Here is a 23,739-nt window from a genome sequence, read left to right as displayed (position 1 = left end):
GAGCTCTCGCCGGACCGCGGACCAGGACCATCCTGGTACGCGCGCACGACGAACGGCAATGGCGGCGCGCGGGCCCCACCCGGCCGGGTCAGCCGCGCGGGCGCGGGACGAACAGCAGCAGCCCCGCAGCGAGGACGGCGGCGACGCCCGCGGCGCACCACGCCCAGGAAGTTCCGGCGTGCTGGGCCAGCACGCCGAACAGCAGCGGTCCGAGGCTGCCGCCGAGGTAGATCCCCGTCTGCGTGAACGAGGTGGCGCTGGCGACGCGGCCCGGGGCGATCGTGGCCACGGCGAAGTTGAGCAACCCCGGCCAGGCCCACCCGGCACCGAACGCGATCACCACGCCGAGGAGGAACACGGCGGGCACGGACACCGCCATGCAGCCGTAACCGATCGAGCCGGCGACGAGCATCACCGTGATCACCCGCACCAGGTCCGGTGCGGTGCGGTCGGCGGCGATCCCGGCGAGCAGCCGGACGGACAGGCCCACCAGCGAGCCGAACGACAGCACCAGGCCGGCCGCGGCGGGCGCGAAACCGATGTCCACCGCCGTGGTCGTCACGAACGCGCCGAGCGCGTTGGCGGCGGCCGAGGCGAGCCCGCCGGCGATCGCCAGCAACAGCAGCGGGCGCAGCAGTCCTGCGGGGCGGCTGTGCCGACTCCCGCTCGCGGCGGCAGGACGTCCGGCCCGCGGGACCTTCGGGACGGCCGCGGCGGCGAGCAGGGCCAGCAGCCCGCCGAAGACGAACACCCAGCGCCACCCGAGGGTCAGTGCGACCGCGGGCACGGCGATGCCGGCGAGCAACGTGGCCGCCGGTATGGCCGACTGCTTGACGCCGAAGCCCGTGCCACGCCGGTGCTGCGGGACGCCTTGCGCGATGAGCAGGTTCGACGCGGGCTGGCCCAGCGCGTTCGGCAGGCCGGAGGCCCACAGCACCGCCAGCAGCCAGGACTCGTTGGTGGCCGGTGCCAGCGCGAGCAGGCACAGGGCGCTTCCCAGCGCGGCCAGGCGCATGCCGGTGCGTGCTCCGATGCGTTCGACGATCCACCCCATGCCGCGTGAAGCGGCCGCGGCCACGCCGAAGAACCCGGCTGCGGCGATCCCGAGCAGCGCCGCGCCGAAGCCGAGGTCGCGTTGGAGTTGCACGCCGAGACCGCCGACGAAGAACACGGGGAACACGCCGACGGTGACGACGCCGGCCACCGCGGAGAGCACGCGCGTCATGCCGACGGGAAAGGACCGGCGGTCGAGGGTCGCGGTCGACATGCGCCTCCTCCTGCAGCCTCGGCGGCGTCCGCCGACCGCACCGGCGCACGCCGCGAAGGCCGCCTGTCCGACCACAGTGGAGCACTCAACGCGGGCACGTCGTGTCCACGTCGCTCCAGCCTGCGCGCACCCGGTTACTTTTAGCAACGCTAACGTGACGCAGAACTCCTCCTCGGCGGTGTCGCGCGTCACCGTGTTGACTCGGATGTGCCGGGCGGGTGAAGGTCGATCCGACAGTGCCGAGCTGTGGAGGTCAGCGGTGGACGTCGCCGGAGGATCCGACATCGCCTCGTCCCGCGTTCCCGAACCGGTTCTGCTCGACGCGGCGGAGCTGTCCGGAGCGATCCGGCGCCGGGACATCTCCTGCGCGGAGGTCATGCGCGCCTACCTGGAGCACATCGACGCGCTGAACCCGGCGCTCGGCGCGATCGTCAGCAGGGCCGACACCGAGTCGCTGCTGCACGAGGCGCGCCGCTGCGACGAGGAACTCGCCCGCGGCGACTACCGCGGATGGCTGCACGGCTTCCCGCTGGCGATCAAGGACCTGGCCAACGCCGAGGGGTTCGCCACCACGCACGGTTCACCCGCCTTCGGCGGCGAGATCGCCAAAGCCGACGACCCGTTCGTCCGGCGCGTCCGCGCCGCCGGCGGCATCGTCATCGGCAAGACGAACGTCCCCGAAGCCGGGCTGGGATCGCACACCTTCAACAGCGTCTTCGGCACCACCACCAACCCGTACGACCGCACGCGCACGGCCGGCGGCAGCAGCGGGGGCGCCGCGGCAGCGCTGGCGGCGCGGATGCTGCCCGTCGCCGACGGCAGCGACTTCATGGGCTCGCTGCGCAACCCGGCGGCCTACTGCAACGTGGTCTCGCTGCGCCCCGGCTTCGGACGCGTGCCCACCCCGGGGTTCGTCAGCCACCCCTCGGTGATCGGCCCGATGGGGCGCACGGTGCGCGACATCGCCATGCTCCTGTCCACAATGGCCGGTCCGGATCGCACCGCGCCGCTGAGCCTGCGCGATGATCCGGCCGCCTTCGCCGCACCCCTGCAGTCCGACCCCAGCGGCACGCGCATCGGCTGGATCGGCGACTTCGACGGGAAGATCCCGACCGAACCGGGCGTGCTCGAAACGTGCCGGGACAGCTTCGCCACCTTCCGCGGGATCGGCTGCACCGTCGAACCGGTGACCGACCCGCCGCCACCCGAGCAGGCCTGGGAGACCTTCCTGCTGTGGCGGCACTGGATGCTCGGCGTGCAGTGGGACGGCGTGGACACCGCAGCTCTGCAGTCCGCCAAACCCGAACTGCGCCACGAACTCGCCGGCTACGAGGAGCTGAGCACCGCCGACATCACGCGGGCCCTGCAGGGGCGCAGCGAGTGGCACGCCGCGGTCGACGCACTGTTCGACCACTACGACTTCCTGCTCGCCCCGAGCGCGCAGGTGTTCCCGTTCGACGCAGCACAGCGTTGGCCGGAGGAGATCGCCGGCGTGCCGATGGACACCTACCACCGGTGGATGGAGATCGTCGCTGCCTGGTCGCTGTCCGGACACCCCGTGCTGAACCTGCCCGCGGGGTTCCGGGACGGCCTGCCGATGGGCGTGCAGGTCATCGGACGGGACCACGACGAGTGGTCGCTGCTGCGGCTCGGTCGCGCCTACGAGCAGGCCAGCGACTGGGTGCACCGGGTGCTGCCGCCCGTGCTGCGCTGAACCCGCCCGGCCGCCGCGTCCGAGCACCTCAGCCGCGGAACGCGGACTCGCCGGTGAGCGCCTGCCCGATCGTCAGCGTGTGCATCTCCGGGGTTCCCTCGTAGGTGAGCACCGACTCGAGGTTGGTCATGTGCCGGATCACGGGGTATTCCAGGGAGATCCCGTTGGCCCCGAGGATCGTGCGAGCGGTGCGGGCGACCTCGGCGGCCCCGCGCACGTTGTCCAGCTTGCCGAAGCTGATCTGCTGCGGCAGCAGCGTTCCCGCGTCCTTGCGCTTGCCGAGGTGCAGCGCCAGCAGCCGCCCGTTCTGCACGCGCACGGCCATGTCGGCCAACTTCTGCTGCGTCATCTGGAACCCCGCGATGGGACGGCCGAACTGCTCGCGCTGCACCGCGTAGTCGCGCGCGGCGCGCAGGCAGGCCTCACCCGCGCCCGTGGAACCCCAGACGATGCCGTAGCGCGCCTCGTTCAGGCAGCTCAGCGGCCCGCCGAGCCCGGAGGTCTCCGGCAGCCTCGCCGTATCGGGCACCCGGACGTCGTCCAGCACGAGCTCGCTGGTCACCGAGGCGCGCAGGGACAGCTTGTGCTTGATCTCCGGCGCGGAGAACCCGGGGGTGTGCGTCGGCACGAGGAACCCGCGCACACCGTCCTCCGCGGATGCCCACACCACCGCGACGTCCGCGACGCTGCCGTTGGTGATCCACATCTTGCGGCCGTTGAGCACCCAGTCGCCGCCGTCGCGGCGCGCCGTGGTGCGCATCGACCCCGGGTCGGAACCGCGGTCCGGCTCGGTCAGGCCGAAGCAGCCAATCGCCTCGCCCGCGGCCATCGCGGGCAGCCACTGCTGCTTCTGCTCCTCGGAGCCCCAGCGCCAGATCGCGTACATGGCCAGCGATCCCTGCACCGACACGAGCGAGCGCAGCCCGGAGTCGCATGCTTCGAGTTCGGCGCACACCACTCCGTAGTCCACTGCGGACATCCCGGGGCAGCCGTAACCGTCCAGGTGCATGCCGAGCACGCCGAGCTTGCCGAGCTCGCGGGCGATCTCGCGCACGCGCGGGAACTCGCCGTTCTCGAACCACTCCGCGATGTGCTCGTCGACGTAGTCGCGGCACAGCGCGCGGACCGAGGAGCGCATCGCGAGCTGCTCGGTGCTGAGCTCGGCGTCGACGCCCAGCGGATCGTTCGGGTCGAAGGGGGGCTTGCTGCCGCTCATGATCGGTTCCTCCTCGGCGTGGTCCGCGCGAACGGGGTCCCGTCGCCTGGCACGGGTCCGCAGTGGGCCCCGGAGGCCGCATGCGCCAGCCAGGACCGGATCTCGTCATCGTGCTCACCGAGCCGCGGCGGGGCGAGCGCCTCGTCGAGCCGCGCGTCGTACTCGGAGAAGTCGATGGGCATGCGCGCCTGCGGGCTCGCGCCGTCCTGGCACACGGTGGGACGAAGCCCCAGGGTTTCGGCGTAGTCGACGGCACCGGCGAGATCGTTGACCGGACCGCAGGCCACGCCCACCTGGTTCAGCCGCTGCTGCCAGTCCGCGGCCGTGCGGGCGCCGAGCACGTTCTCCAGCTCCGCCACGAGCTCGCCGCGGTTGGCCACGCGCTGCGCGTTCGAGCAGAAGCGCGGATCGTCGGCCATCCACACCAGCCCCAGGGTGTCGGTCAGGCGGCGGAACTGCGCGTCGTTGCCCACTGCCACGGCCAGGTGGGCGTCCGCGCAGCGCAGCGTTTCGTACGGCGCGACGCTGGGATGGCGGTTGCCCATCCGCTCCGGGCTCGCGCCCGTGGCCAGGTAGCCGCTGAGCTGGTTGACCAGCCCGCCCAGCAGGCTGGACAGCAGGTTCACCTCGATGTGCTGGCCGCGACCGGTGCTTTCCCGCTGGCGCAGCGCGGCCATGATGCCCAGCGCCGCGTCCTTGCCGGTGAGCACGTCGACCAGCGCCACACCGACCTTCGTCGGCGGGTCTTCCGGCGCGCCGGTGATGCTCATCAGACCGCCCACGGCCTGCACGACGAAGTCGTAGCCGGGCAGGTCCGCGCCCTCGGCGCTGCCGAAACCGGAGATGGAGGTGTAGAGCAGCCCCGGGTTGAGCGCGCTCGCGCTGTCGTGGTCCAGGCCGTAGCGCTGCAGCGAGCCGGGGCGGAAGTTCTCCACGAGCACGTCGGCGCGCCGGACGAGTTCGCGGGCGAGTTCCCGGTCTCCGGGATCTTCGAAGTCGAGGGTGATGCTGCGCTTGCCGCGGTTGAGCGCCTCGAAGTAGGAGGACTCGCGTTCCGTCCACGGCGGCCCCCAGCTGCGGGTGTCGTCGCCGGTTCCGGGGCGCTCGACCTTGATCACCGTGGCGCCGAGATCGGCCAGCAACATCGTCGCGTAGGGACCTGCCAGCACCCTGCTGAAGTCCGCGACCACGAGTCCTGCCATGGGCTGCGTTCCGGGCACGGTGACTCACCTCCCTGGTGCCGGTGCGCCTGCGCCGCGTCCGGCAGACGGGCACCATCGGCCGCTCATCCTCGCCGAAAGTTGGATCCAATATACAGTTCGTGACCGTGCGGTCAACAGCGCGCGAGACGCGTTGTCCGGGGCCCGTTCCGCAGCACGGGCCCCGGGAACAACAACCCGGCAGCAGCGGCCCGGCAACCCCGGGGCCGCACGAACGCGGCCGGTTCAGTACTCGTAGAAGCCGCGCCCGGACTTCTTGCCGGTGATCCCCGCCTCGACCATCCGCCGCAGCAGCGGCGGAGCGGCGTACTGCGGCTCGCCGAACTCCTCGTGCAGGCAGTCCGCGATCGCCTTGAGCGTGTCGAGCCCGACCATGTCGGCCAACGTCAGCGGCCCCATGGGGTGCGCGCAGCCGTAGACCATGCCCGCGTCGATGTCCTCGGCGGTGGCCATGCCGTTCTCGTACATCCGGATCGCCGAGAGCAGGTACGGCGTGAGCAGCGCGTTGACGATGAACCCGGCGCGGTCCCGAGCCTGGATGACCCGCTTGCCCAGCTGTTCGGTGGCGAACGCCCGAGCCGCGGCGACCGTGTCCTCGCCGGTCAACGTGCTCGGCACGAGCTCGACGAGGTGCAGCACGGGCACCGGGTTGAAGAAGTGGACACCGAGCACCTGCCCCGGGCGCCCGGTCACGCCCGCCAGCTTCGAAATCGGGATCGACGAGGTGTTCGACGCCAGGATCGCCTCGCCGGCGACGACCGAATCCAACTCGCGGAACAGGTCGAGCTTGACGGACTCGTTCTCCGAGGCCGCCTCGATCACCAGCTGCCGGTCCGCCAGCTCGGACGTGGCGGTGACGAACCGCAACCGCTCGAGCGCCGCGTCCCGGTCGGCCTCGGCGATCTTGCCCGCCTTGACCCCCTTGTCCAGTGACTTCGTGATCCGTTCTGCGCTGGCCTCGGCGGCCTCGTCGTTGATCTCGCGGACGATGACGTCCGCGCCCGAGCGGGCTCCCACCTCGGCGATGCCCGCACCCATCTGGCCGCCACCGACCACTCCCAGGCGTGCAATCTCGCTCACCAGTGCATCCCCTTCCGTACGCCTGCGACATGCCGTACCGCAGATCATGGCAAACCATGCGGTTACTCATGGGTAAACCGTGCAGGAGCACACCACATCCGAACGCCTCGCCACCACCCCGGGTGCTGCCCTCCTACTCCTCCGGCTGGCAACGGGAGCACCACACGGTGCTGCGCCCACCGATCCGGGCGCGCGACACGTCGGTCCCGCACCGCGGGCAGACCGCGTCCGCTTCGTCACGCTGCCCGGTCAGCCAGGAGCTTCCCGCGGGAACCCGGCCCGCGCGCACCGCGGGCCCGAGCACACCGGCGATCGCCCGGTGCAGCTGGCCGACCTGCGCCTGGGACAGCTGCGCACCCGCGCGGCGCGGCGGGATGCGCGCCCGCCAGAGGATCTCGTCGACGGTGAGATTGCCCAGCCCGGCCAGCACCGCCTGATCCATCAGCTCCGGTTTGAGCTGCCTGCGCGATCGCCGCAGCCGCTCGGCCAGTTCGCCGCGCGTGATCGTGCGCGCATCCGGCCCGAGCTCACCGAGCTGCGCATCGACCCCCTCCTGGTCGCGCACCAGGTGCAGGCCGGCGAGCTTGCGCATGTCCCGGTAGCGCAGCTCCCCGGCGGCGAACGCGAACACCACGCGGTCGTGCGGGTGTTCGGCCTCGCCGGTCTCGTGCCACTCGAAACTGCCGGTCATGCCGAAGTGCGCCATGATCCAGGGAAAGTCGTTGCGCGCCTGCGGACCCGACCGGGTCGGCAGCATGAGCCACTTGCCGTGCCGCGCGGGATCGCCGAAGCACCTGCCGCTGACCGCCTCGCGGAACTCCTCGGTGCTCGCACCGTGCACCACCCCGGAATCCCGCAGTCGGACGGACTGGACGCGCAACCTGGCCGCACGCGCCGCAACACGGCGAAAGCCCTCCACGTCCGGCAGTTCCGGCATGTCCGCGGTCTACCCCGTTGCGGCAGCGCGCACTCCCGGCGCGGAGCATGCAGAACGCTCCACGAAGTCCAGCCCCGGCGGACCTGGTGAAACGCCCCGGCTGACCCGCTGCGCCGGCGCCCTCATCCCCCGGGGCCGCGTCGACGCGTGCCGCGACCTCGTCGAGCCGGTCCCGCGCCGTGCCGTAGCCGTCCGATGCGGGTGGCGCGCACTGCGGCGTGCGTGAAAAGCGGATCACTCCGGTGGTTTCGCGCAGGCGGGGTGCAGCAGCCGCTGCACGTCCGGCTCGTCGATGTTGTCCCGCGTGATCACCGTCGAACCCGTGTCCGTGTCCCAGTCGGCCGACTGCCCGTGGGCCTTGGCCACTGCCGCGCGCACGGAGGAACGTCCCATCTCGAAGGGGTTCTGCGCGATCAGGCCGCTGATCACGCCCTGCCGCAGCGAGGCGATCTGCTCCTCGGAGGTGTCCCAACCGATGATCTTGACGTCCCCGCTCTTGCCCGCCTGGCGGACGGCTTCGGCCGCGCCGAGCACGCTGGGTTCGTTGCCGGCGTAGATGCCGTCCAGCTCCGGATGGGCGGTCAGGACGTCCTGCGTGACCTGCAACGCCGTGTTGTAGCTGCTCTCGCTGGACTGGCGCGCGACGAGTTCGAGACCGGGATGCTTGCGCAGACCGCGCTGGAACCCCTCCACGCGGGTGTCGTTGGTGTTCGTGCCCGGCTGGAACTCGACCAGCGCGACCTGGCCCCGCCCGTCGAGCTGCCGTGCCAGCAGGTCGGTACCCTGCTCGGCCGCAGCGACGTTGTTCGTGGCGAACACGGGAACATCGGCGGGCTGCGGCGTGGTGCCCGAGTCCATGTTCACCACCTGCGTGCCCTGCTCCAGCGCGGTGGTGCTCACCTGCGCCATGGCGCGCGCATCGGTGGCGGCGTAGACGAGCGCGTTCAGGTCGCCCTGCGCGAGCAGGTTCTGCAGCAGGTTCTGCTGACCGCTCACGTCGGTCTCCTCGGTCACGCCGTCCCAGTGCACGTCCACGTTGCGGTCCCGCGCGGCGCACTCGGCACCGACGCGGACCTTCTCCCAGAAGCTGAAGCCGATGGCCTTCGGCACGACCGCGACCTTCACCGGGCCGCTGCCGGGCTCGACCGTGCTGGAGCGTTCGTAGATCCCGACCTGGCAGCCGGCGACGAGCAGCATCGCCGCCAGCGCGCCGGCCAGGGTCTGCCACTTGCGCATCTGCCCGCCTCTCGTCTCGCCGAGCCCTGCGTTTCCGCGGCCGGAAGCCGGCCGGAGGTCATCCGGGTTCGCGTCCCAGCTTGCGGCGCTGGTAGATGTCCCACCACACGGCGAGCCAGATGATCACGCCGATGAGCACGTTCTGGTAGAAGGTCCCGATGTCGAGCTGGACCGCGCCGTTGCGGATGACGGCGACGAGGAAGGCGCCGATCAGCGATCCGAGCACGGTGCCGCGTCCGCCCATGAGGCTGGCGCCGCCGATGACGACCGCAGCGATGACGTCGAGTTCGAGGCCTTCGCCGAAGTTCGGCTGCCCCGAGTTGATGCGCGAGGCCGCGATCATGCCGCCCAGGCCGGCCAGCGCGCCGGAGAGGACGTAGACGTAGGTGGTGTACAAGCGCACCGGTACGCCGGACAGCCGAGCCGCCTCCGCGTTCGAGCCCATGACGTAGGCGTAGCGGCCCAGGCGCGTGCGGGTGAGCACGAGGTGGCCTGCGACGGCGACGAGCACGATCACCAGGATCGGGATCGGCAGCACACCGATGACGCCCTGTCCGAGCATCCGGAATCCGTCGGGCGCGCCGAAGACCGCCACCGCACCGGTGATGATCAGCACGATGCCCCGGGCGACGCTGAGCATGCCGAGCGTGGCGATGAACGGTGGTAGCCCGACCACGGACACGAGCACTCCGTTCACGAGCCCGGCGAGCGCGCCGATCACGACGCCGCCGAGGATGCCCAGCAGCGGGTGCATGCCGAACTGGGACATGAGCAGCACCCCGGTCACGCCGGAGAGCGCTGCCACTGACCCGACGGACAGGTCGATGCCGGCGGTGATGATCACCAGCGTGACGCCGATGGCCATCACGGCGTTGACGGAGGTCTGCGAGCCCAGGTTGAACAGGTTGTCCGCGGTGAGGAACGACGGCGCCACGATCGACAGCACGACGAAGATGACGATCAGCGCGCCGGCCGCCGCCACCTGCGACACAGCACCGGAAACCCGGTCGGGCAGCGCGCGGAGGAAGCTGTCGGAGCGTTCCGGTGTCTGCTCAGTCATGGTTGTCCTTCGCTCCCGTGGCGAGTGCGATGACGCGTTCCTCGGAGAAGTCCTGGCGATCGACCTCCCCGGTGATGCGCCCGCCGCGCATCACGAGGAGGCGATCGCACATGTTGAGCAGTTCGGGCAGGTAGCTAGAGATGAACACGACCGCTTTGCCGCGGCGCGCGAGTTCGTCCATCTGGCCGAACATCTCGGCTTTCGCACCCACGTCCATGCCCCGGCCGGGTTCGTCGAAGAACAACACCTCCGCCCCGGTTTCCAGCCAGCGCGCGAGCACGACCTTCTGCTGGTTGCCGCCGGAGAGCATGCTCACCGGGCGGCCGATCCACGGCGCGCGGATCCGCAACGTGTCGCGGTACCGTTGCGCCACGCGGCGTTCCGCACCGAGGTTGATCGTGCCGTACCACATCGGCAGGTTCGCCAGGGTGATGTTCTTGTCCACGCCGAGCTGCAGCGCGAGCCCGTCGTGCTTGCGGCTCTCGGTCAGGTAGCCGATACCCGAGTTGATCGCGTCGGACGGTCCGCGGATGCGCAGCCGGCGACCGTCCAATGTGATCTCCCCGGTGTCGCGTTCTTCGGCGCCGAAGACCGCGCGGGCCAGTTCGGTGCGCCCCGCGCCGACGAGACCCGCGAGTCCGAGGATCTCCCCGGACCGCACGTCGAAGGAAGCGTCCTGCACGTGCGGTTCGCGCGAGAGCCCGGACACCCGCAGCCGCACCTCACCGGGCTGTCGTTGTGAGCGCGGGTACAGGTTCTCCACGTCGCGGCCGACCATCGAGCGCACCAGTCGTGCTTCGTCCATCTCGGACACCGGCTGCGTGGCGACGACCGCGCCGTCGCGCATGACCGTCACCCGGTCGCCGATGCGGAAGATCTCGTCGAGCCGGTGCGAGATGTACAGCACGGCGATGCCCCGGTCGGTGAGTTCACCGACGAGCTCGAACAACCCCTCGGCCTCCTGCTCGGTGAGCGTGGCCGTGGGCTCGTCGAGGATGAGCACGCTCGCGTCCACCGCCAGGGCTTTCGCGAGTTCGATACGCTGCTGCTGCGCTGTGGGCAGACTGCGGACGCGCCGCTGCGGGGAGACGTCCAGCCCCACGCGGCGCAGCAGCTCGCGCGCGGCGCGCCGCTCGGCCGCGCGCGAGATCCAGCCCGCCCGCCCGGGTTCCCGTCCGATGAACAGGTTCTCGGCCACCGACAGGTCGCCGGCCAGGGCGAACTCCTGGTGCACCATCGACACGCCGAGGCCCCGCGCCGCTGCCGGACCGTGGTAGCTCACCGGGGTGCCGCCGATCGCGATGCTGCCGCTGGTGGGCGGCTCGGTCTGGGCGATGAGCTTCATCAGCGTGGACTTGCCCGCCCCGTTCTCGCCGGCGAAGACGTGCACCTCGCCGGCCGGGACGTCCAACGTCACGTCGGAAACGGCCACCACTCCGGGGAAGCGCTTGCCCACCCCGCGCAGCGCCACCGCGGGAACTGGCTCAGCGGACGGGGACCGCGCCTGGTCACTCACCCGGGGCCTCCCCTCTGACGTCATCGCCACCCGCTCGAAGTGGTATGGATCATACTCACACGCGCCACGGCGGGAAAGGGAACGAGCACGTGCAGTATTCGCCCGGAGTCGCAGTCCCGCACGCCGGGGCTCCCGCGGTCGGGTGCGGACGCGGAGTGCGCGAAACCGTAAGCTCGGAACCGGACGAGACCGCTGATCGGAGGGACGGACCATCGTGCAGCCGCTGCTGACAGGCGACCCGCAGCGCGCCGGGGACTACCGGCTCGTCGCTCGGCTCGGCCGCGGCGCCATGGGAGGCGTGTACCTGGCCCGTTCCAAGGGCGGGCGCATGGTGGCGGTCAAGGTGGTGCGCCCCGATCTCGCCGAGGACCCCGAGTTCCGCGAACGCTTCCGCCGCGAAGTGGACATGGCCAGTTCGGTCGGCGGGTTCTGGACGGCGGCCGTCGTCGACGCCGCCCCGGACGCCGAAACGCCGTGGCTGGCCACCGAGTACGTCGCCGGTCCCACCTTGCACAACGCCGTGGCCGAGCACGGCCCGCTGCCCGAACCCACGGTCCGCGCGCTCGGCGCCGGCCTCGCCGAGGCCCTCACCGCGATCCACCAGCGCGGCCTGGTGCACCGCGACCTCAAGCCCGGCAACGTCCTGCTGGGCCAGGACGGCCCGCGCGTCATCGACTTCGGCATCTCCCGCGCGATGACCGGCAGCACGCTCACCGCCACGGGCATGTTCCTCGGCACGCCGGGTTTCTTCTCACCCGAGCAGACCACTGGCGAGAAGGTCGACCAGCAAAGCGACGTGTTCTCCCTCGGGGCGGTCCTCGTGTTCGCCGCGAGCGGTCACGGCCCGTTCGAAGCGGACAACACCGCCGCCCTGCTGTACCACCTGGCGCACGGCGAACCCGATCTCACCGGCGTTGCCGAAGGCCTGCGGCCGCTGCTGGCCGCGTGCCTGGGCAAGGATCCGCAGGTGCGGCCGTCGCCCGAGGCGATCGTCTCCCAGCTGGGCGATCTCCACGGCGGGCAGGAGTGGCTGCCCGCCGCGCTGACCGCCGCGGTCGCCGACCACGCCAGCCGGTCGCGGCAGCTGGCGGCCACCGGCTCGGACGCGCAGGTGGCGAACCCGCACGCCCTCGTCGCGCCCGGCGCCGCCGATGCCGCGAGTGCCGGGCAAGCCCCCGGCGCCGCCGATGCCGCGAGTGCCGGGCAAGCCCCGGGAGCGGACGAAGCCGCGGATGCCGGGGATGCGGCACCGCAGTCCGAAGCCCCCGCGGCGCCCGCCCGCGGCGACTGGCAGGCCGCGCCCGCTCGTCCCGCGACGAAGCGGCAGCCGGTCCCCGACCGGAAGGCCGCCGAACCGGCCGAGCGGAACCGCCCGCCCACCCCGGCCGTGCGCGTGCACGAGCCCGGCCCGGTGTTCCGCACCGCCGGACGTGTCTCGTCGCTGCTGACGGCGCTGCTGTGCGGCCTGTGCCTGTACGTGGTGTTCTGGTCCGTCCGGAACAACGGCGTGCTCGACGAGGTTCGCCCGCTGCTCACCGCGGGCGTGGTCCTGCTCGTCATCGCCGCGGTCGGTTCGGCGTTGAGCGTGCTCGTGCCGCGGCTGCGCATGAAGATCAACGCCGACGGTGTGGTGCTCTCGCGCGGCGGGCTGCGTCGGTGCATCCCCTGGGCGCACGTGCGCCACGTGGCGATCGCGGGGCGCGGCAAGCAGCAGGCGGTGACGATGTGGTTCGCCGACGGCGTGCCGCTGCCGCGCACGCGCCTGTGGCACCGGGTGCGGCACTACCAGGGCGGTGCCCGCGTGTTCCCGCTCGGCGCCACCGGCGGATGGTGGGCCCGGCGGCAGCAGACCAAGCGCATGCGCAGCGCACTGCACCAGTACGCGCGGGGGCGCTACGACGAGCGCCTGCACTGAACCCGCCCACCCGCTGCCACCGACCGCGGGTGCGCAACGAACCCGGAGTTCGACGTCGCCAGGACGCAAGGATGCGGCGACACGCACAACGCGCCGCGGCTGAAGTCGGCACCGCATCCGACCTAGCCTGGGGCCATGACGGCCGCCGAGCTGCACACCGAGCGCACCGCGGGCTACCTGCGGCTGGACGAGCGCTACGGCGCGCACAACTACCACCCGCTCCCCGTCGTGCTGCACTCCGGCAGCGGCGCATGGGTGACCGATGTGGACGGCCACGCGTACCTGGACTTCCTGGCGGGATACTCCGCGCTCAACTTCGGCCACCGCCACCCCGCCCTGACCGCGGCGGCCGCGGAACAACTGGACCGGATCACGCTGACCAGCCGCGCATTCCACCACGACCAGTTCGGCCCGTTCTGCCGCGAACTGGCCGAGCTGACCGGCACCGAGCGGGTGCTGCCCATGAACTCCGGGGCCGAAGCCGTGGAAACCGCGCTGAAAGTCGCCCGGAAATGGGCCTACCGGCACAAGGGCGTGCCGGACGGGCAGGCCGAGATCGTCGTCGCCGCGGGGAACTTCCACGGGCGGACCACCACGCTCGTGTCGTTCTCCTCCGACCCGAGCGCCCGCGCGGACTACGGGCCGTACACGCCCGGGTTCGTGAGCACGCCCTACGGCGATGCCGACGCGGTCGCCGCCGCGATCACCGAGCGCACCGCAGCCGTCCTCGTCGAACCCGTGCAGGGCGAAGGCGGCGTGGTCGTGCCGCCGGGGGACTACCTGCCGCGGCTGCGCGCGCTCTGCGACCAGCACGACGTGCTGCTCATCGCCGACGAGATCCAGTCCGGCCTGGGCCGCTGCGGGGACACGCTGGCCAGCGACACCTGCGGTGTTCGCGCCGACCTGTACACCCTCGGCAAGGCGCTCGGCGGCGGCATCCTGCCGGTCTCGGCGGTGGTCGGTCGCGACGAGGTGCTCGGCGTGCTGCGCCCCGGCGAACACGGCTCCACGTTCGGCGGCAACCCGCTGGCCTGCGCCGTCGGGCGCGCGGTGATCCGCATGCTGCGCACCGGCGAGCACCAGCGGCGCTCGTGGGAGCTCGGCGAACACCTGCACGCGCGGCTGGCCGAGCTGGTCGGCAGCGGGGCCGCGGCGGTGCGCGGAAGGGGCCTGTGGGCCGGCATCGACCTGGCGGAACGCAGCAGCGCCCGCGCGGTCAGCGAGGCGCTGCTGCGGCGCGGTGTGCTGTGCAAGGAGACGCAGGACAGCACGTTGCGGCTGGCGCCGCCGCTGGTCATCGACCCCGCCGACCTGGACGCGGGATTGGACGCCGTGGCCGCGGTCCTGCGCGGCGAGTAGGAGCACTCCGGCGGGGACGACCGCGCCGCGGCACGCGATCCGTTCCCCGCGCGCCGGGCACCGGGCCCGCCAGCTCGCCTCAGTCCCGGGCGAGCGCGGTGAGCCGGCTCAGCGCCCGCAGGTACTTCTTCCGGTAACCGCCGCGCAGCATCTCCTCGGTGAACAGCGAGGACAGCGGCTGCCCGGACACGCGCACGGGGATCGCCCGGTCGTAGAGGCGGTCGGCGAAGGCGACCAGCCGCAGCGCCACGTCCTGGTTGGGCGCGGAGCGGACGTTGCGCAGGTGCACGGCGGTCGCGCCGCCGACGAGCACCCCGTACTTCGACGGGTGCAGACCGGCCAGGTAGTCGCACAGCTCACCGAACTCGTCGAGACTCGCCCCGTCGGTGGCCTCGGCCAGGCCGAGCAGTTCGTCGTCGCTCATCGGATCGGGCGCCGAGGGCATGCCGCGGTGGCGGTAGTCAGGTCCGTCGACGCGCACCACTTGGAACCGCGCGGCCATCGCGTGGATCTCGCGGAGGAAGTCCTGGGCGGCGAACCGGCCTTCGCCGAGCTTGTCCGGCAGCGTGTTGGACGTGGCGGCGACGTGCACCCCGGCGTCGGTGAGCTTGGCGATCAGCTGGGTGACCAGCATCGTGTCGCCGGGATCGTCGAGCTCGAACTCGTCGATCGCCAGCAACCGGTGGTCGGACAGCCGCTGAACCGTTGCGGCGAACCCGAGCGCGCCGACGAGATTGGTCACCTCCACGAAGGTGCCGTAGGACTTCGGGCCGCTCGCCTCGTGCCACAGCGAAGCCAGCAGGTGCGTCTTGCCCACGCCGAACCCGCCGTCGAGGTAGAGCCCCGTCTTGCGGTCCGACGAGGGCTTGGAACGGCTGAACAGGCTCCGCAACCACGAGCCCTGCCTGACCGGGGCGCTGCACTGCTCGGCGAACGCGCGGCAGCGCTCCACCGCCTCGGCCTGGCTCGGCTCCTCCGGGTTCGGCACGTAGTTGTCGAAGCGCACCGCGTCGAATCGCGGGGGCGGTGTCATCGCCTGGACCAACTCGTCCGGTGTGATCTCGGGCCGACGATCGACCAGGCGGGGGATGCTCATAACCGCGACTGTATCGCCGCTTCGCAGGGCATCGAAGGCGACCGCGCGTGCTTCACATCACCCGGGTTGCCGCGACGGTGCACCACGTGCGTGGTGGGATGACGGGATGCACGAACTCGGTGTGGACCAGCTGTGGCCGACCGGCGAGGCAGGCATCTCCGTTGATCACCTCGAACGGTTCTACGCCTATCCGGAGGAGCTCTCCCGACCGTGGGTGCGGGTGAACTTCGTGTCCAGTCTGGACGGGGCGGTCAGCCTGCAGTCGACCTCGCGCGGGTTGTCCGCGCCGATCGACCAGCGGGTGCTGGTGCTCGTCCGCGACCTGTCCGACGTGGTGCTCGTCGGTGCGGGCACCGCGCTGGCCGAGAACTACCGCGGGGTGCGGCGCACCGAGGTGCGCGCACAGCGGCGGCAGCGCCACGGGCTGGGGCCGGTGCCGCCGATCGCGGTGGTGACCGCGCGGTGTTCGATCTCGCCGGAGGACCCGCTCATCACCGACGCGCTGGTGCCGACCATCGTGCTGACCACCGCGGCCACCCCGCGGCAGCGGCGCGCGGACCTCGCCGCCGCGGGCGCGGACGTGGTCATCGCGGGCGAACAGGAGGTCGAGCCGCAACGAGTGCTGGCGGCGCTGGCCGAACGCGGCCTCTACCGCGTGGGGTGCGAGGGCGGCCCGCAGTGGTTCGGCACGCTCGCCGAGGCGGGCTTCGTCGACGAACTGTGCCTGACGATGTCACCCGTACTGGTCAGCGGGGAGTCCGGACGCATTGCCCAGGGCCCGGGTGTGCAGCCCCCCACCCGGATGAAGCTGGCTTCCGCACTGCATTCGGAATCGCTGCTGCTGCTGCGTTACCTGAGAATGGTGGAGTGAGGCGCGGCCCGGCCCGCGGCGAGCGCGCGTCGGGACCCCTCGCCTCGCGACAGCACAGCGCATCGGCTTGGAGACCAGCCATGGCACAGACCAGCAGCACGCAGTCGGGTGAGCAGCAACAGCAGCACGGCGCGTCCGGTTCGAGCTCGACGGAAGCAGAACAGCGCATTCCGCAAACCCGCCCCGGTGAGTCCCCCGCCCGGCTCGCCGATGAGACCTCGCAGGGCAGAACCGCCATCGCCAGTTCCGTGGTGCAGAAGGTCGCGAGCATCGCCGCGCGCGAGATCGCAGGAGTGCACGCCATGGGCGGGGGCGTCTCCCGCGCCTTCGGTGCACTGCGGGAACGCATACCCGGAGGCAGCAGCGGCACGCCCACGTCCGGCGTGCAGGTGGAGGTCGGGGAGAAGCAGGCGGCGATCGACATCGACATCATCGTCGAGTACGGCGCGTCGATCGTGGAGCTCGCCCGCGCCGTGCGGCGCAACGTCATCACGTCGGTGGAGCGGATGTGCGGGCTGGACGTCACCGAGGTCAACATCTCCGTCAACGACATCCACCTGCCGGAGGAGGGCGAGAGCAGTGAGTCGGGCGGCGATCGGGGATCCGCATCCTCCCGCGTGGAGTGACGCGCACCGCGACCGGAGGCGGCCGCACCGGCGTCCCGGTACCTCCGCGGTGCTCCTTCGCCGTCCCGTCGTGCACGCGGCCGGCTTCCGCAGCGGCCGTGCGAGCGGAACGGAGGGTTCCATGGCGTCATCACCGTCGACCCCCGCCGATCCGGGTGCCGCACGCGGCGTTCCGCAGGAGGGCGAGCTCGCCGACCGCATCAGCGCGCTGCTCGACGAGCACCCCGATGTCGCCGCGGCGCACAGCGGCCGGTTCGGCGACATCGCCGCGTACCTGCCCGGGCGCCGCGTACCCGGCGTGCGCATCTCCGACGAGCGCGTCGAGATCGGCGTGACGGCGCGCTGGTCGCGTCGGCTGCCCGCGCTCGTCGCGGAACTGCGCGCGGCGGTGCTCGACCTGCTCACCCGGGCCGACTCGGCCGTGCGCGCCGTCGACGTGACCGTGGCCGACATCGAGTCCCCGGACGAGAGCGACCCCCCGGACGACAGCGAATCCCGGAACGGCTGAGTCGTTCCCGGCCACCGCAGCAGGAGCTTCCATGGCCAGCCCGCCCGAGGACCCGGCCGCGCGTCGCGCGGTGCGGGAGTTCGCCCGCCGCCACCACCCCGATGCGGGTGGGGACCCGGCGGTGTTCGCCGCCGGGATCGAGCGGATCCGCCGCGGGAGCGCCGCAACCCGGCGACCAGGTGACTTCGACGGCCCGGTCTTCTTCGTCAGCAGGCCTGTCGGCCTGATCACGCGTCTGCGCCGGTGGTGGGCGCGGCGCAACCGCACCCGCGTGGAGTAGCTCCCAGGAGGGCGCCATGAACAGCACCCAGATCGGCCTGCTCGCCGGGCTCGTGCTCGGCACGGCCGCCGTGGCCGGCGGGTTCGTCGGCTTCCTCGTCGCGCTCGTCATCGGCCTGGTCGGCCTGGTCATCGGCCGGATGGTGGACGGCGAGGTGGAGTTCGGCGACCTGTGGAACCGCGTGCGGGGGCGCAGCCGATGAGCACCACACCTGTCGAGGCCGCCGAGACCGCGGTCTCCCCTCCCGCGCCGCGCGCCCCCGTCGAGGACGGGGCTGAGCGCGGAAGCCTGCACATCGACCGGTCGGTGCTGCGAGCGCTGGCCGAGTACGCCGCCGACCAGGCCTGCGGAGGCGTGCGCCCGCGTTCGCGGGTGCCCGGGCGCAGCGGCCGCGGCCCGCGTGCGCAGCTGTTCGGTCCGGACTACGCGCTGCGCGTGCGAGTGCAGACGGCAGTGCGCTACGCCGAATCGGCGCCGGAAGCGGTCGCCCGGATGCGCGAGCGGATCCGCACCGAGCTGCGCCGGCACGCCGAGGCGGAGGTGCGCAGCGTCGACATCGCGATCACCGAGCTGGTGCCCGCCGCCGAATCCCCCCGAGTGAGGTGAGCATGCGTTCGCTGACCCGGATCATCGCCGCCGTCGCAGGACTCGCCGTCGCCGCGCTCGGGCTGCTCGCGGTGGTCGAGGCCGTGGCGGCCCTGCTGCGGCCGGCCGTGGACGGACTGCTCGTGCCCTGGCGCCCGCTGGTCGCCCAGCTCGGGGCCGTTCCCTGGTCGGAACCGTGGGTGCGCGGAGTCGGCGCGGGGCTCGCCGTGCTGGGCCTGCTGCTGCTCGCGCTCGCCACGACCGCGCAACGCCGGCACATCCCGCTGCACGACCCGGCCCCCGGGGTCAACGTGGTGACCGACCGGCGCTCCCTCGCCCGAGTGGTGGCGCACGAGGTGCGCGAACAGCCCGACGTCGAGTCCACCGCGGTGACCGCGCACAGCCGGCGCGTGCGCGTCAAGGCCCGCACGATCGGGGATCCGCAGCGCACGCGGCAGCAGGTCACCGACAGCGCGCAGCAAGCACTGTCCGAACTACCGCTGCCCCGCCGACCGCACGTGTCCGTGTCGGTCTCCGAAGTCAAGGAGCCGCAGTAGCCAAGGAGCCGCATTGACCGCAACGCCCGAACACCCCACCGCCCCGCCCGCGACGGCACCGCAGGCAGCCACGGGCAGGCAGGTCGCCGCACACCCGGCTCCGCTGTCGCGGATGCTCGGCTTCGAACGCGCACTGGTGGGCTTCCTCGGCCTCCTCGTCCTGGTGGCCGGCGCGGCGGTCCTCGCCGTGGGTCAGGGCTGGTTCGGTGCGGGGCGGGCGCAGCGGCCGATGGCCGATCCGCTCGCAGTCGGCTGGATCAGCGGCAACACCGCCTGGGCAGCTGTCGCGGCCATCGCCGGCGGGGTCGTGCTGCTCGCCGTCGGCCTGTGGTGGCTGGTCCGCACCCTGCGCCCGGAACGCAAGCCCGACGTGCGGCTCGACCAGAGCCCCGCGGGCCGCTCCCGGATCACCGCAGATGCGCTCGCCCGGGCGGTGCGCAACGACGCGGCGAACGTGACCGGAGTGACGCGGGCGAACGCGCGCATGGCCGGCACCCCGCGCAGCCCGGGCCTGCGGCTGCGGCTCGGGCTGGAGGAGGGCACCGATGTGCGCCGCGTGTGGGAAGAGCTGGACGCGCAGGTGCTCTCCCGAGCGCGGGACACCCTGGGCAGCGACCCGCTGCCCACGGCGGTGCGGCTGGATCTGGACCGCGCGCCGCGGCAGCGGGTCCAATGATGCGGCGCTGCGCAGCACGAACTCTCCGGCAGGTTCGATCAGCGGGCGTGCTCGCCGGACGTGCCCGGCGGGTAGCCTCCCCGCCGTGAGCACTCGACGAATCGCGATCATCGGATCCGGCGCCGTGGGCGGGGTGTTCGCCCTCGCCGCCCGCCGCGCCGGCCACGCCGTCACGCTGTGCGTGCGCACCCCGTTCGACCGGCTCGACGTGGAAACTCCGGAAGGCACGGAAACCGTGGCCGCGGACGTGGTCACCGACCCCGGGCGGATCGGACCGGTCGACTGGGCCGTGCTCACCACGAAGGTGCAGGACGTGGCCCGCGCGGAACCGTGGCTGCGCGCCCTCGACTCCCCGGACACGCCGGTGGCCGTGGTGCAGAACGGAGTCGAGCACCGCGCCTCGGTGGAACCGTTCCGGCTGCGGGCACCGGTCCTGCCGACGCTGATCTACGTGGCCGCCGAGCGCCGCAGCCCGGGGCACGTGCAGTGCCGCTCGGTGCCTTCGGTGATCGTGCCGGAGGGGGACGACGGGACGCGTTTCCAGCAGCTGTTGCGCGGCTCGGGGATGCGGCTGCGCGCCACCGAGGACTTCCGCACGGAGGCGTGGCGCAAGATGCTCACGAACCTGGCGGCCAACCCGATCACCGCGTTGACGCTGCGCCGCCTCGACGTCTTCGACTCGCCGGACGCGCGGCAGCTGGCCTCGAACGTGCTCGAAGAGGCGGTGCAGGTGGCCCGCGCCGAAGGCGCCGCCCTCGACCGCGGTGATGTCGACGCCGTGGTGGCCAACTACGGCCGGGACTACTCCACGGAGAACGGCACCTCGATGCTCTACGACCGGCTCGCCGGGTTGCCGACCGAGCACGAGCACATCACCGCACCGCTGGTGGACGCCGCGCGGCGGCACGGGATCCCCGTCCCGCACAACGAAACGCTGCTCGCACTGCTGCGCGCGGTGCACCCGGGGGCGGTGCCCCCGAGCTGGTGCCCCTGAGCGACTGACTTCCTCCCCGCACCGGCTGCGCTTCCCGGCGGCTCGACCCGCACCCCGCGACCGTTCGTCCGCAGCTCACCCCCGTCGGGTGCGGGTCACCCCCGGCGGGTGCGGGTCGCCCCGACCGAGGCGGCGACCACGCAGACGATGGCGACCCACTGCCACGGCCCGAGCCATTCGCCGAGCACGGCCAGCCCGGCCAGGGCGGCCACGGCCGGTTCCAGGCTCATCAGCACGCCGAACACGCCCGGTGGCATGCGCCGCAGCGCTTCCAGCTCGAGCGAGTACGGGATCACCGAGGACATCAGCGCGACCACCACGCCGGCCAGCAGTATCTCGGGCCGCGCGATCTCCGCGCCGGCCTGCCCGGCGCCGATCGGTGTCGCCACGAGCGCACCGAAGGCCATGCCCAGCGCGAGTCCAGCACCACCCTGGGTGTGCTCGCCGAGCTTGGCGCCGATGATGATGTAGAACCCCCAGCACGCGGCGGCCAGCAGGGCCAGCAGCACACCGATCACGTCGAGACCGCCGTCGCCGCGCGCCAGCAGCAGCACCCCCGCGGCGGCGAGCAGGGCCCACACCAGGTCCAGCTTGCGCCGCGAACCGAGCACGGCCACGGCCAGCGGACCGAGGAACTCGATGGTGACGGCCACGCCCAGCGGTATGCGTTCGAAGGAGTGGTAGATCGCCATGTTCATGCCCGCGAGCACGGTTCCGTAGCCGGCGATCACCAGCCACGTGCGCGGACTCCGCCGGCGCAGCGCGGGCCGCCAGACCGCGAGCAGGACGAGCGCGGCGAACAGCAGCCGCAGCCACACCATGCCGCCGGCGCCGACGAGGGCGAACAGGTGCTTGGCGAACGCGGCGCCGACCTGGAGGCTGATGACTCCGCACAGCACGAGCAGCGGCGGTGGGATCGCGCCGAACGCCCGGCCGAAGCCGGACGGCGGACGGTCCGTCGATGGTTCTCGGCGCCCCTGCGCAGCTCGCACGGTGCAGTTACCTCCGGTTCACTCGGCTCGTACCGTTCCAACATCTCACCTCGTCCGTGGAATGCTGGATCCGCGGGAGGCCGGGTCCGTGGGAAGCTGGGCGCTCACCCGTTCCGCCGCATCGCTGAGGAGTCGTCGTGCCGCGCTACCCCCGACGGGTTCTGGCCATGCTGCCGCTGCTCGCGCTGCTGGCCGTGACCGGGTGCTCCGCGGGGCCGTCGCAGCGTCCCGCCGTGGCCGTGCGCGGCGGCGGCGAGCAGCAGGTGCCTCCCGAACGGCCGGCGCCCGAGCCCCCGTCCGTGCCTCCGCTGGGGCCGCCCTCGCAGGACGTGCTGCACTGGGAGGACTGCACCGACCGGACGCTCGCGGAGATCGACCGCGCCGAGTCCTCCCCGCTGCGGTTCTCCTGCGCGCGCATGCTCACCCCGCTGGACACGCCGGAGCAGCCGGTGCAGGGGATCACCCAGACCGCGCTGACCAAGACCGGCAGCGGCGACGTCCCCCTGGTCCTGCTGAACGGTGTGCGCGGCGAGCCCGGCACGGCTGCGGCCGCGCGGCTGGCCCACGAACTGCCCGCGGAGCTGCTGGAGACCTACACGCTCATCGGGCTGGACCGGCGCGGCACCGGCGAATCCGACGCGGCCGAGTGCGTCCCGCCGCACCAGCGCGACGCGATCGCCGGTTTCGACCCGAAGGCGACCGAGCGGTCCCGGTTGGACGAGCTGCTGGCTTCGGTGCGCAACGCGAGCCAGCAGTGCCTGCTCACCCTCGACGAACGGTTGCAGGCCTACGACACGCAGCGCACCGCCGCGGATCTGGAGTCGCTGCGCCGCGAACTCGGTGTTCCGCGGCTGCACATGCTCGCGGAGGGCGAGGCCTCCCGGGTGGCGTTGACGTACGCCGAGCAGCACCCGAACTCCACCGGGCGGATGGTGCTGGACGGGGCGTTCGACCCGCAGCGCGACGCCGTCGGTCGCGCCGAGGACGAAGCGCGGGCGAGCGAGGCCGCGTTCGACGCGTTCGCCGAGAACTGCACCTCCGCAGGGGACTGCGCTCTCGGACCGGATCCGCGGGCGGCGGTCAGCGGGCTGGTGGAACACACCCGGCAGCAGCCGCTGAACGCCGACGGCACCGAGGTCACCGCCGGGGACGTGGTCCGCGCGCTCCAACTGGGACTCACCGACCGCGCGGCGTGGCCGCGGCTGGCCGAGGCGATGAGCGCGGCCGTGCGCGGCGACGGCAGCGGGATCGCGGAAATCGTCGCGCCGCTGGTGCGGGGACGGGCCGACACCCCGCCGCGCCTCGACGCCGAGTTGATCACCACGTGCAACGACACGACGCAGCGGGTGCCGCCGGAGCGGGTGGCGCACCACGCGGCCGACTGGGTGGAGCGCTTCCCCCTGTTCGGCGGGATCGCGGCGCAGCGGTTGGCCTGGTGTTCGCAGTGGCCGGTTCCGCAGCAGCCGCTGCCGGAGCCGGACGGGCAGGCGCTCGGGCCGGTTCCGGTGATCAGCACCGCCGCCGACCCGTACCTGCGGCAGCTGGGCAGCGAGCACATGGCCCGGCGGCTGCCCAGCGGCGTGCTGCTCCGCTGGCAGGGAGCGGGGCGCGGTGCCGTCGCCGGTTCCTCCTGCATCGCCCGCGCGGTGACGCAGTACCTGGTGTCGGGCACGCCCCCGCCCGATGACATGGTCTGCCCGGGATGATCCCGGGCCCGCTCAGCAAGGCGACGGGCACGCAGCCCGTCAGCAGCTGCCGCAGCAGCCGCACCCGGGGCCGGTGCAATCCCCGCAGCAGTTGCAGCCGCCGAGGTTGATGTCGTGGGTTTCGGTCTCGGTGCGGACCATGGGAGCACCTCCGGCTCGCGGTTTCTCCGACGCCGTTGATCATGGGTCTCGCGGTGCCGCTCCGATACCGCCGCTCGGGGGAACGTGCCGGCAGCTCCGGTCGACGTACCGGGGGCTGCCGCGGCGGGCAGCTGCAGTCCCGGGCGTACGTGCGCGTGCAGCTCCCGGGCCGGGCCGTGGTGCTGCA

The 23,739-nt window shown here is 72.5% G+C and carries 23 protein-coding genes; 13 read left to right on the top strand and 10 right to left on the bottom strand.

Going from position 1 to position 23,739, the window contains the following annotated elements:
• Window positions 1-88: 88 nt before the first annotated feature.
• Window positions 89-1,267, bottom strand: coding sequence for an MFS transporter (locus tag ACVGV2_RS07105; protein WP_459165251.1), 1,179 nt, complete (start codon window positions 1,265-1,267; stop codon window positions 89-91).
• Between the two features lie 259 nt (window positions 1,268-1,526).
• On the opposite strand from ACVGV2_RS07105, the gene ACVGV2_RS07100 reads away from it, so the two are divergent.
• Window positions 1,527-2,981, top strand: a complete 1,455-nt coding sequence (locus ACVGV2_RS07100) for an amidase (RefSeq protein ID WP_459165250.1) — start codon at window positions 1,527-1,529, stop codon at window positions 2,979-2,981.
• 28 nt (window positions 2,982-3,009) lie between these two features.
• On the opposite strand, the gene ACVGV2_RS07095 is transcribed toward ACVGV2_RS07100, so the two are convergent.
• From ACVGV2_RS07095 to ACVGV2_RS07065, 7 genes are all read right to left on the bottom strand, one after another.
• Window positions 3,010-4,197 (bottom strand): acyl-CoA dehydrogenase family protein, encoded by a 1,188-nt coding sequence (locus ACVGV2_RS07095; protein WP_459165249.1) that lies wholly within the window; start codon window positions 4,195-4,197, stop codon window positions 3,010-3,012.
• Window positions 4,194-5,399 carry a CaiB/BaiF CoA transferase family protein gene (locus tag ACVGV2_RS07090; protein WP_459165905.1) on the bottom strand — a complete coding sequence of 402 codons (1,206 nt, stop codon included), beginning with the start codon at window positions 5,397-5,399 and terminating at the stop codon, window positions 4,194-4,196. Before ACVGV2_RS07090 ends, ACVGV2_RS07095 begins: the two co-directional genes overlap by 4 nt.
• 243 nt (window positions 5,400-5,642) lie before the next feature.
• Complete coding sequence (locus tag ACVGV2_RS07085) at window positions 5,643-6,545, bottom strand: 3-hydroxybutyryl-CoA dehydrogenase (RefSeq protein ID WP_459165248.1); 903 nt, start codon at window positions 6,543-6,545, stop codon at window positions 5,643-5,645.
• An 85-nt stretch (window positions 6,546-6,630) separates the two neighbouring features.
• On the bottom strand, window positions 6,631-7,434 hold the full coding sequence (locus tag ACVGV2_RS07080) for an Fpg/Nei family DNA glycosylase (protein WP_459165247.1): 804 nt from the start codon (window positions 7,432-7,434) through the stop codon (window positions 6,631-6,633).
• Window positions 7,435-7,668: 234 nt separating this feature from the next.
• Window positions 7,669-8,670, bottom strand: a complete 1,002-nt coding sequence (locus ACVGV2_RS07075; protein WP_459165246.1) for a sugar ABC transporter substrate-binding protein — start codon at window positions 8,668-8,670, stop codon at window positions 7,669-7,671.
• A 58-nt stretch (window positions 8,671-8,728) separates the two neighbouring features.
• A complete protein-coding gene (locus ACVGV2_RS07070; RefSeq protein ID WP_459165245.1) occupies window positions 8,729-9,730 on the bottom strand; it encodes an ABC transporter permease in 1,002 nt (333 codons plus the stop codon).
• Window positions 9,723-11,246 (bottom strand): sugar ABC transporter ATP-binding protein, encoded by a 1,524-nt coding sequence (locus tag ACVGV2_RS07065; protein ID WP_459165244.1) that lies wholly within the window; start codon window positions 11,244-11,246, stop codon window positions 9,723-9,725. Before ACVGV2_RS07065 ends, ACVGV2_RS07070 begins: the two co-directional genes overlap by 8 nt.
• A 214-nt stretch (window positions 11,247-11,460) precedes the next feature.
• Here ACVGV2_RS07065 and ACVGV2_RS07060 point away from each other — a divergent pair, with 214 nt between their 5' ends.
• Together ACVGV2_RS07060 and rocD are read left to right on the top strand one after the other, a co-directional pair.
• Window positions 11,461-13,161 (top strand): serine/threonine-protein kinase, encoded by a 1,701-nt coding sequence (locus tag ACVGV2_RS07060; RefSeq protein WP_459165243.1) that lies wholly within the window; start codon window positions 11,461-11,463, stop codon window positions 13,159-13,161.
• Window positions 13,162-13,296: 135 nt separating this feature from the next.
• Window positions 13,297-14,520: an ornithine--oxo-acid transaminase gene (gene rocD, locus ACVGV2_RS07055; protein ID WP_459165242.1), complete on the top strand. Its 1,224-nt coding sequence runs from the start codon at window positions 13,297-13,299 to the stop codon at window positions 14,518-14,520.
• 79 nt (window positions 14,521-14,599) lie between these two features.
• Here the strand turns inward: rocD and zapE are convergent, their stop codons facing one another.
• Entirely contained in the window at window positions 14,600-15,616 is a 1,017-nt protein-coding gene (gene zapE / locus ACVGV2_RS07050; RefSeq protein ID WP_459165241.1) for a cell division protein ZapE, read from the bottom strand.
• A 106-nt stretch (window positions 15,617-15,722) separates the two neighbouring features.
• Here zapE and ACVGV2_RS07045 point away from each other — a divergent pair, with 106 nt between their 5' ends.
• The 9 genes from ACVGV2_RS07045 (at window position 15,723) to ACVGV2_RS07005 (ending at window position 20,713) form a co-directional block, all read left to right on the top strand.
• Window positions 15,723-16,487 (top strand): pyrimidine reductase family protein, encoded by a 765-nt coding sequence (locus ACVGV2_RS07045; RefSeq protein ID WP_459165240.1) that lies wholly within the window; start codon window positions 15,723-15,725, stop codon window positions 16,485-16,487.
• Between the two features lie 80 nt (window positions 16,488-16,567).
• Window positions 16,568-17,113: an Asp23/Gls24 family envelope stress response protein gene (locus ACVGV2_RS07040; RefSeq protein ID WP_459165239.1), complete on the top strand. Its 546-nt coding sequence runs from the start codon at window positions 16,568-16,570 to the stop codon at window positions 17,111-17,113.
• A gap of 121 nt (window positions 17,114-17,234) precedes the next feature.
• On the top strand, window positions 17,235-17,621 hold the full coding sequence (locus ACVGV2_RS07035; RefSeq protein ID WP_459165238.1) for a hypothetical protein: 387 nt from the start codon (window positions 17,235-17,237) through the stop codon (window positions 17,619-17,621).
• Between the two features lie 31 nt (window positions 17,622-17,652).
• Complete coding sequence (locus ACVGV2_RS07030) at window positions 17,653-17,901, top strand: hypothetical protein (RefSeq protein WP_459165237.1); 249 nt, start codon at window positions 17,653-17,655, stop codon at window positions 17,899-17,901.
• A gap of 16 nt (window positions 17,902-17,917) precedes the next feature.
• Window positions 17,918-18,103, top strand: a complete 186-nt coding sequence (locus tag ACVGV2_RS07025) for a hypothetical protein (protein WP_459165236.1) — start codon at window positions 17,918-17,920, stop codon at window positions 18,101-18,103.
• The gene (locus ACVGV2_RS07020; RefSeq protein WP_459165235.1) at window positions 18,100-18,507 is read left to right on the top strand and encodes an Asp23/Gls24 family envelope stress response protein; all 408 of its coding nucleotides are present in this window, start codon (window positions 18,100-18,102) and stop codon (window positions 18,505-18,507) included. The genes ACVGV2_RS07025 and ACVGV2_RS07020 overlap by 4 nt, the downstream gene beginning before the upstream one ends.
• Before the next feature lie 2 nt (window positions 18,508-18,509).
• Complete coding sequence (locus ACVGV2_RS07015) at window positions 18,510-19,043, top strand: DUF6286 domain-containing protein (protein ID WP_459165234.1); 534 nt, start codon at window positions 18,510-18,512, stop codon at window positions 19,041-19,043.
• A gap of 13 nt (window positions 19,044-19,056) precedes the next feature.
• Window positions 19,057-19,719 carry an alkaline shock response membrane anchor protein AmaP gene (amaP, locus tag ACVGV2_RS07010; RefSeq protein WP_459165233.1) on the top strand — a complete coding sequence of 221 codons (663 nt, stop codon included), beginning with the start codon at window positions 19,057-19,059 and terminating at the stop codon, window positions 19,717-19,719.
• 85 nt (window positions 19,720-19,804) lie between these two features.
• The gene (locus ACVGV2_RS07005; protein WP_459165232.1) at window positions 19,805-20,713 is read left to right on the top strand and encodes a 2-dehydropantoate 2-reductase; all 909 of its coding nucleotides are present in this window, start codon (window positions 19,805-19,807) and stop codon (window positions 20,711-20,713) included.
• A 95-nt stretch (window positions 20,714-20,808) separates the two neighbouring features.
• Here ACVGV2_RS07005 and ACVGV2_RS07000 read toward each other — a convergent pair whose 3' ends face one another.
• The gene (locus ACVGV2_RS07000; protein ID WP_459165231.1) at window positions 20,809-21,705 is read right to left on the bottom strand and encodes an EamA family transporter; all 897 of its coding nucleotides are present in this window, start codon (window positions 21,703-21,705) and stop codon (window positions 20,809-20,811) included.
• Window positions 21,706-21,842: 137 nt separating this feature from the next.
• On the opposite strand from ACVGV2_RS07000, the gene ACVGV2_RS06995 reads away from it, so the two are divergent.
• Window positions 21,843-23,411, top strand: coding sequence for an alpha/beta hydrolase (locus tag ACVGV2_RS06995; RefSeq protein ID WP_459165230.1), 1,569 nt, complete (start codon window positions 21,843-21,845; stop codon window positions 23,409-23,411).
• The last annotated feature ends 328 nt before the right edge of the window (window positions 23,412-23,739 follow it).

This window comes from Bounagaea algeriensis (assembly GCF_054491375.1).
The sequence above is the reverse complement of the archived record's forward strand: the minus strand, read 5'-3'. Positions and strand labels throughout refer to the sequence as shown.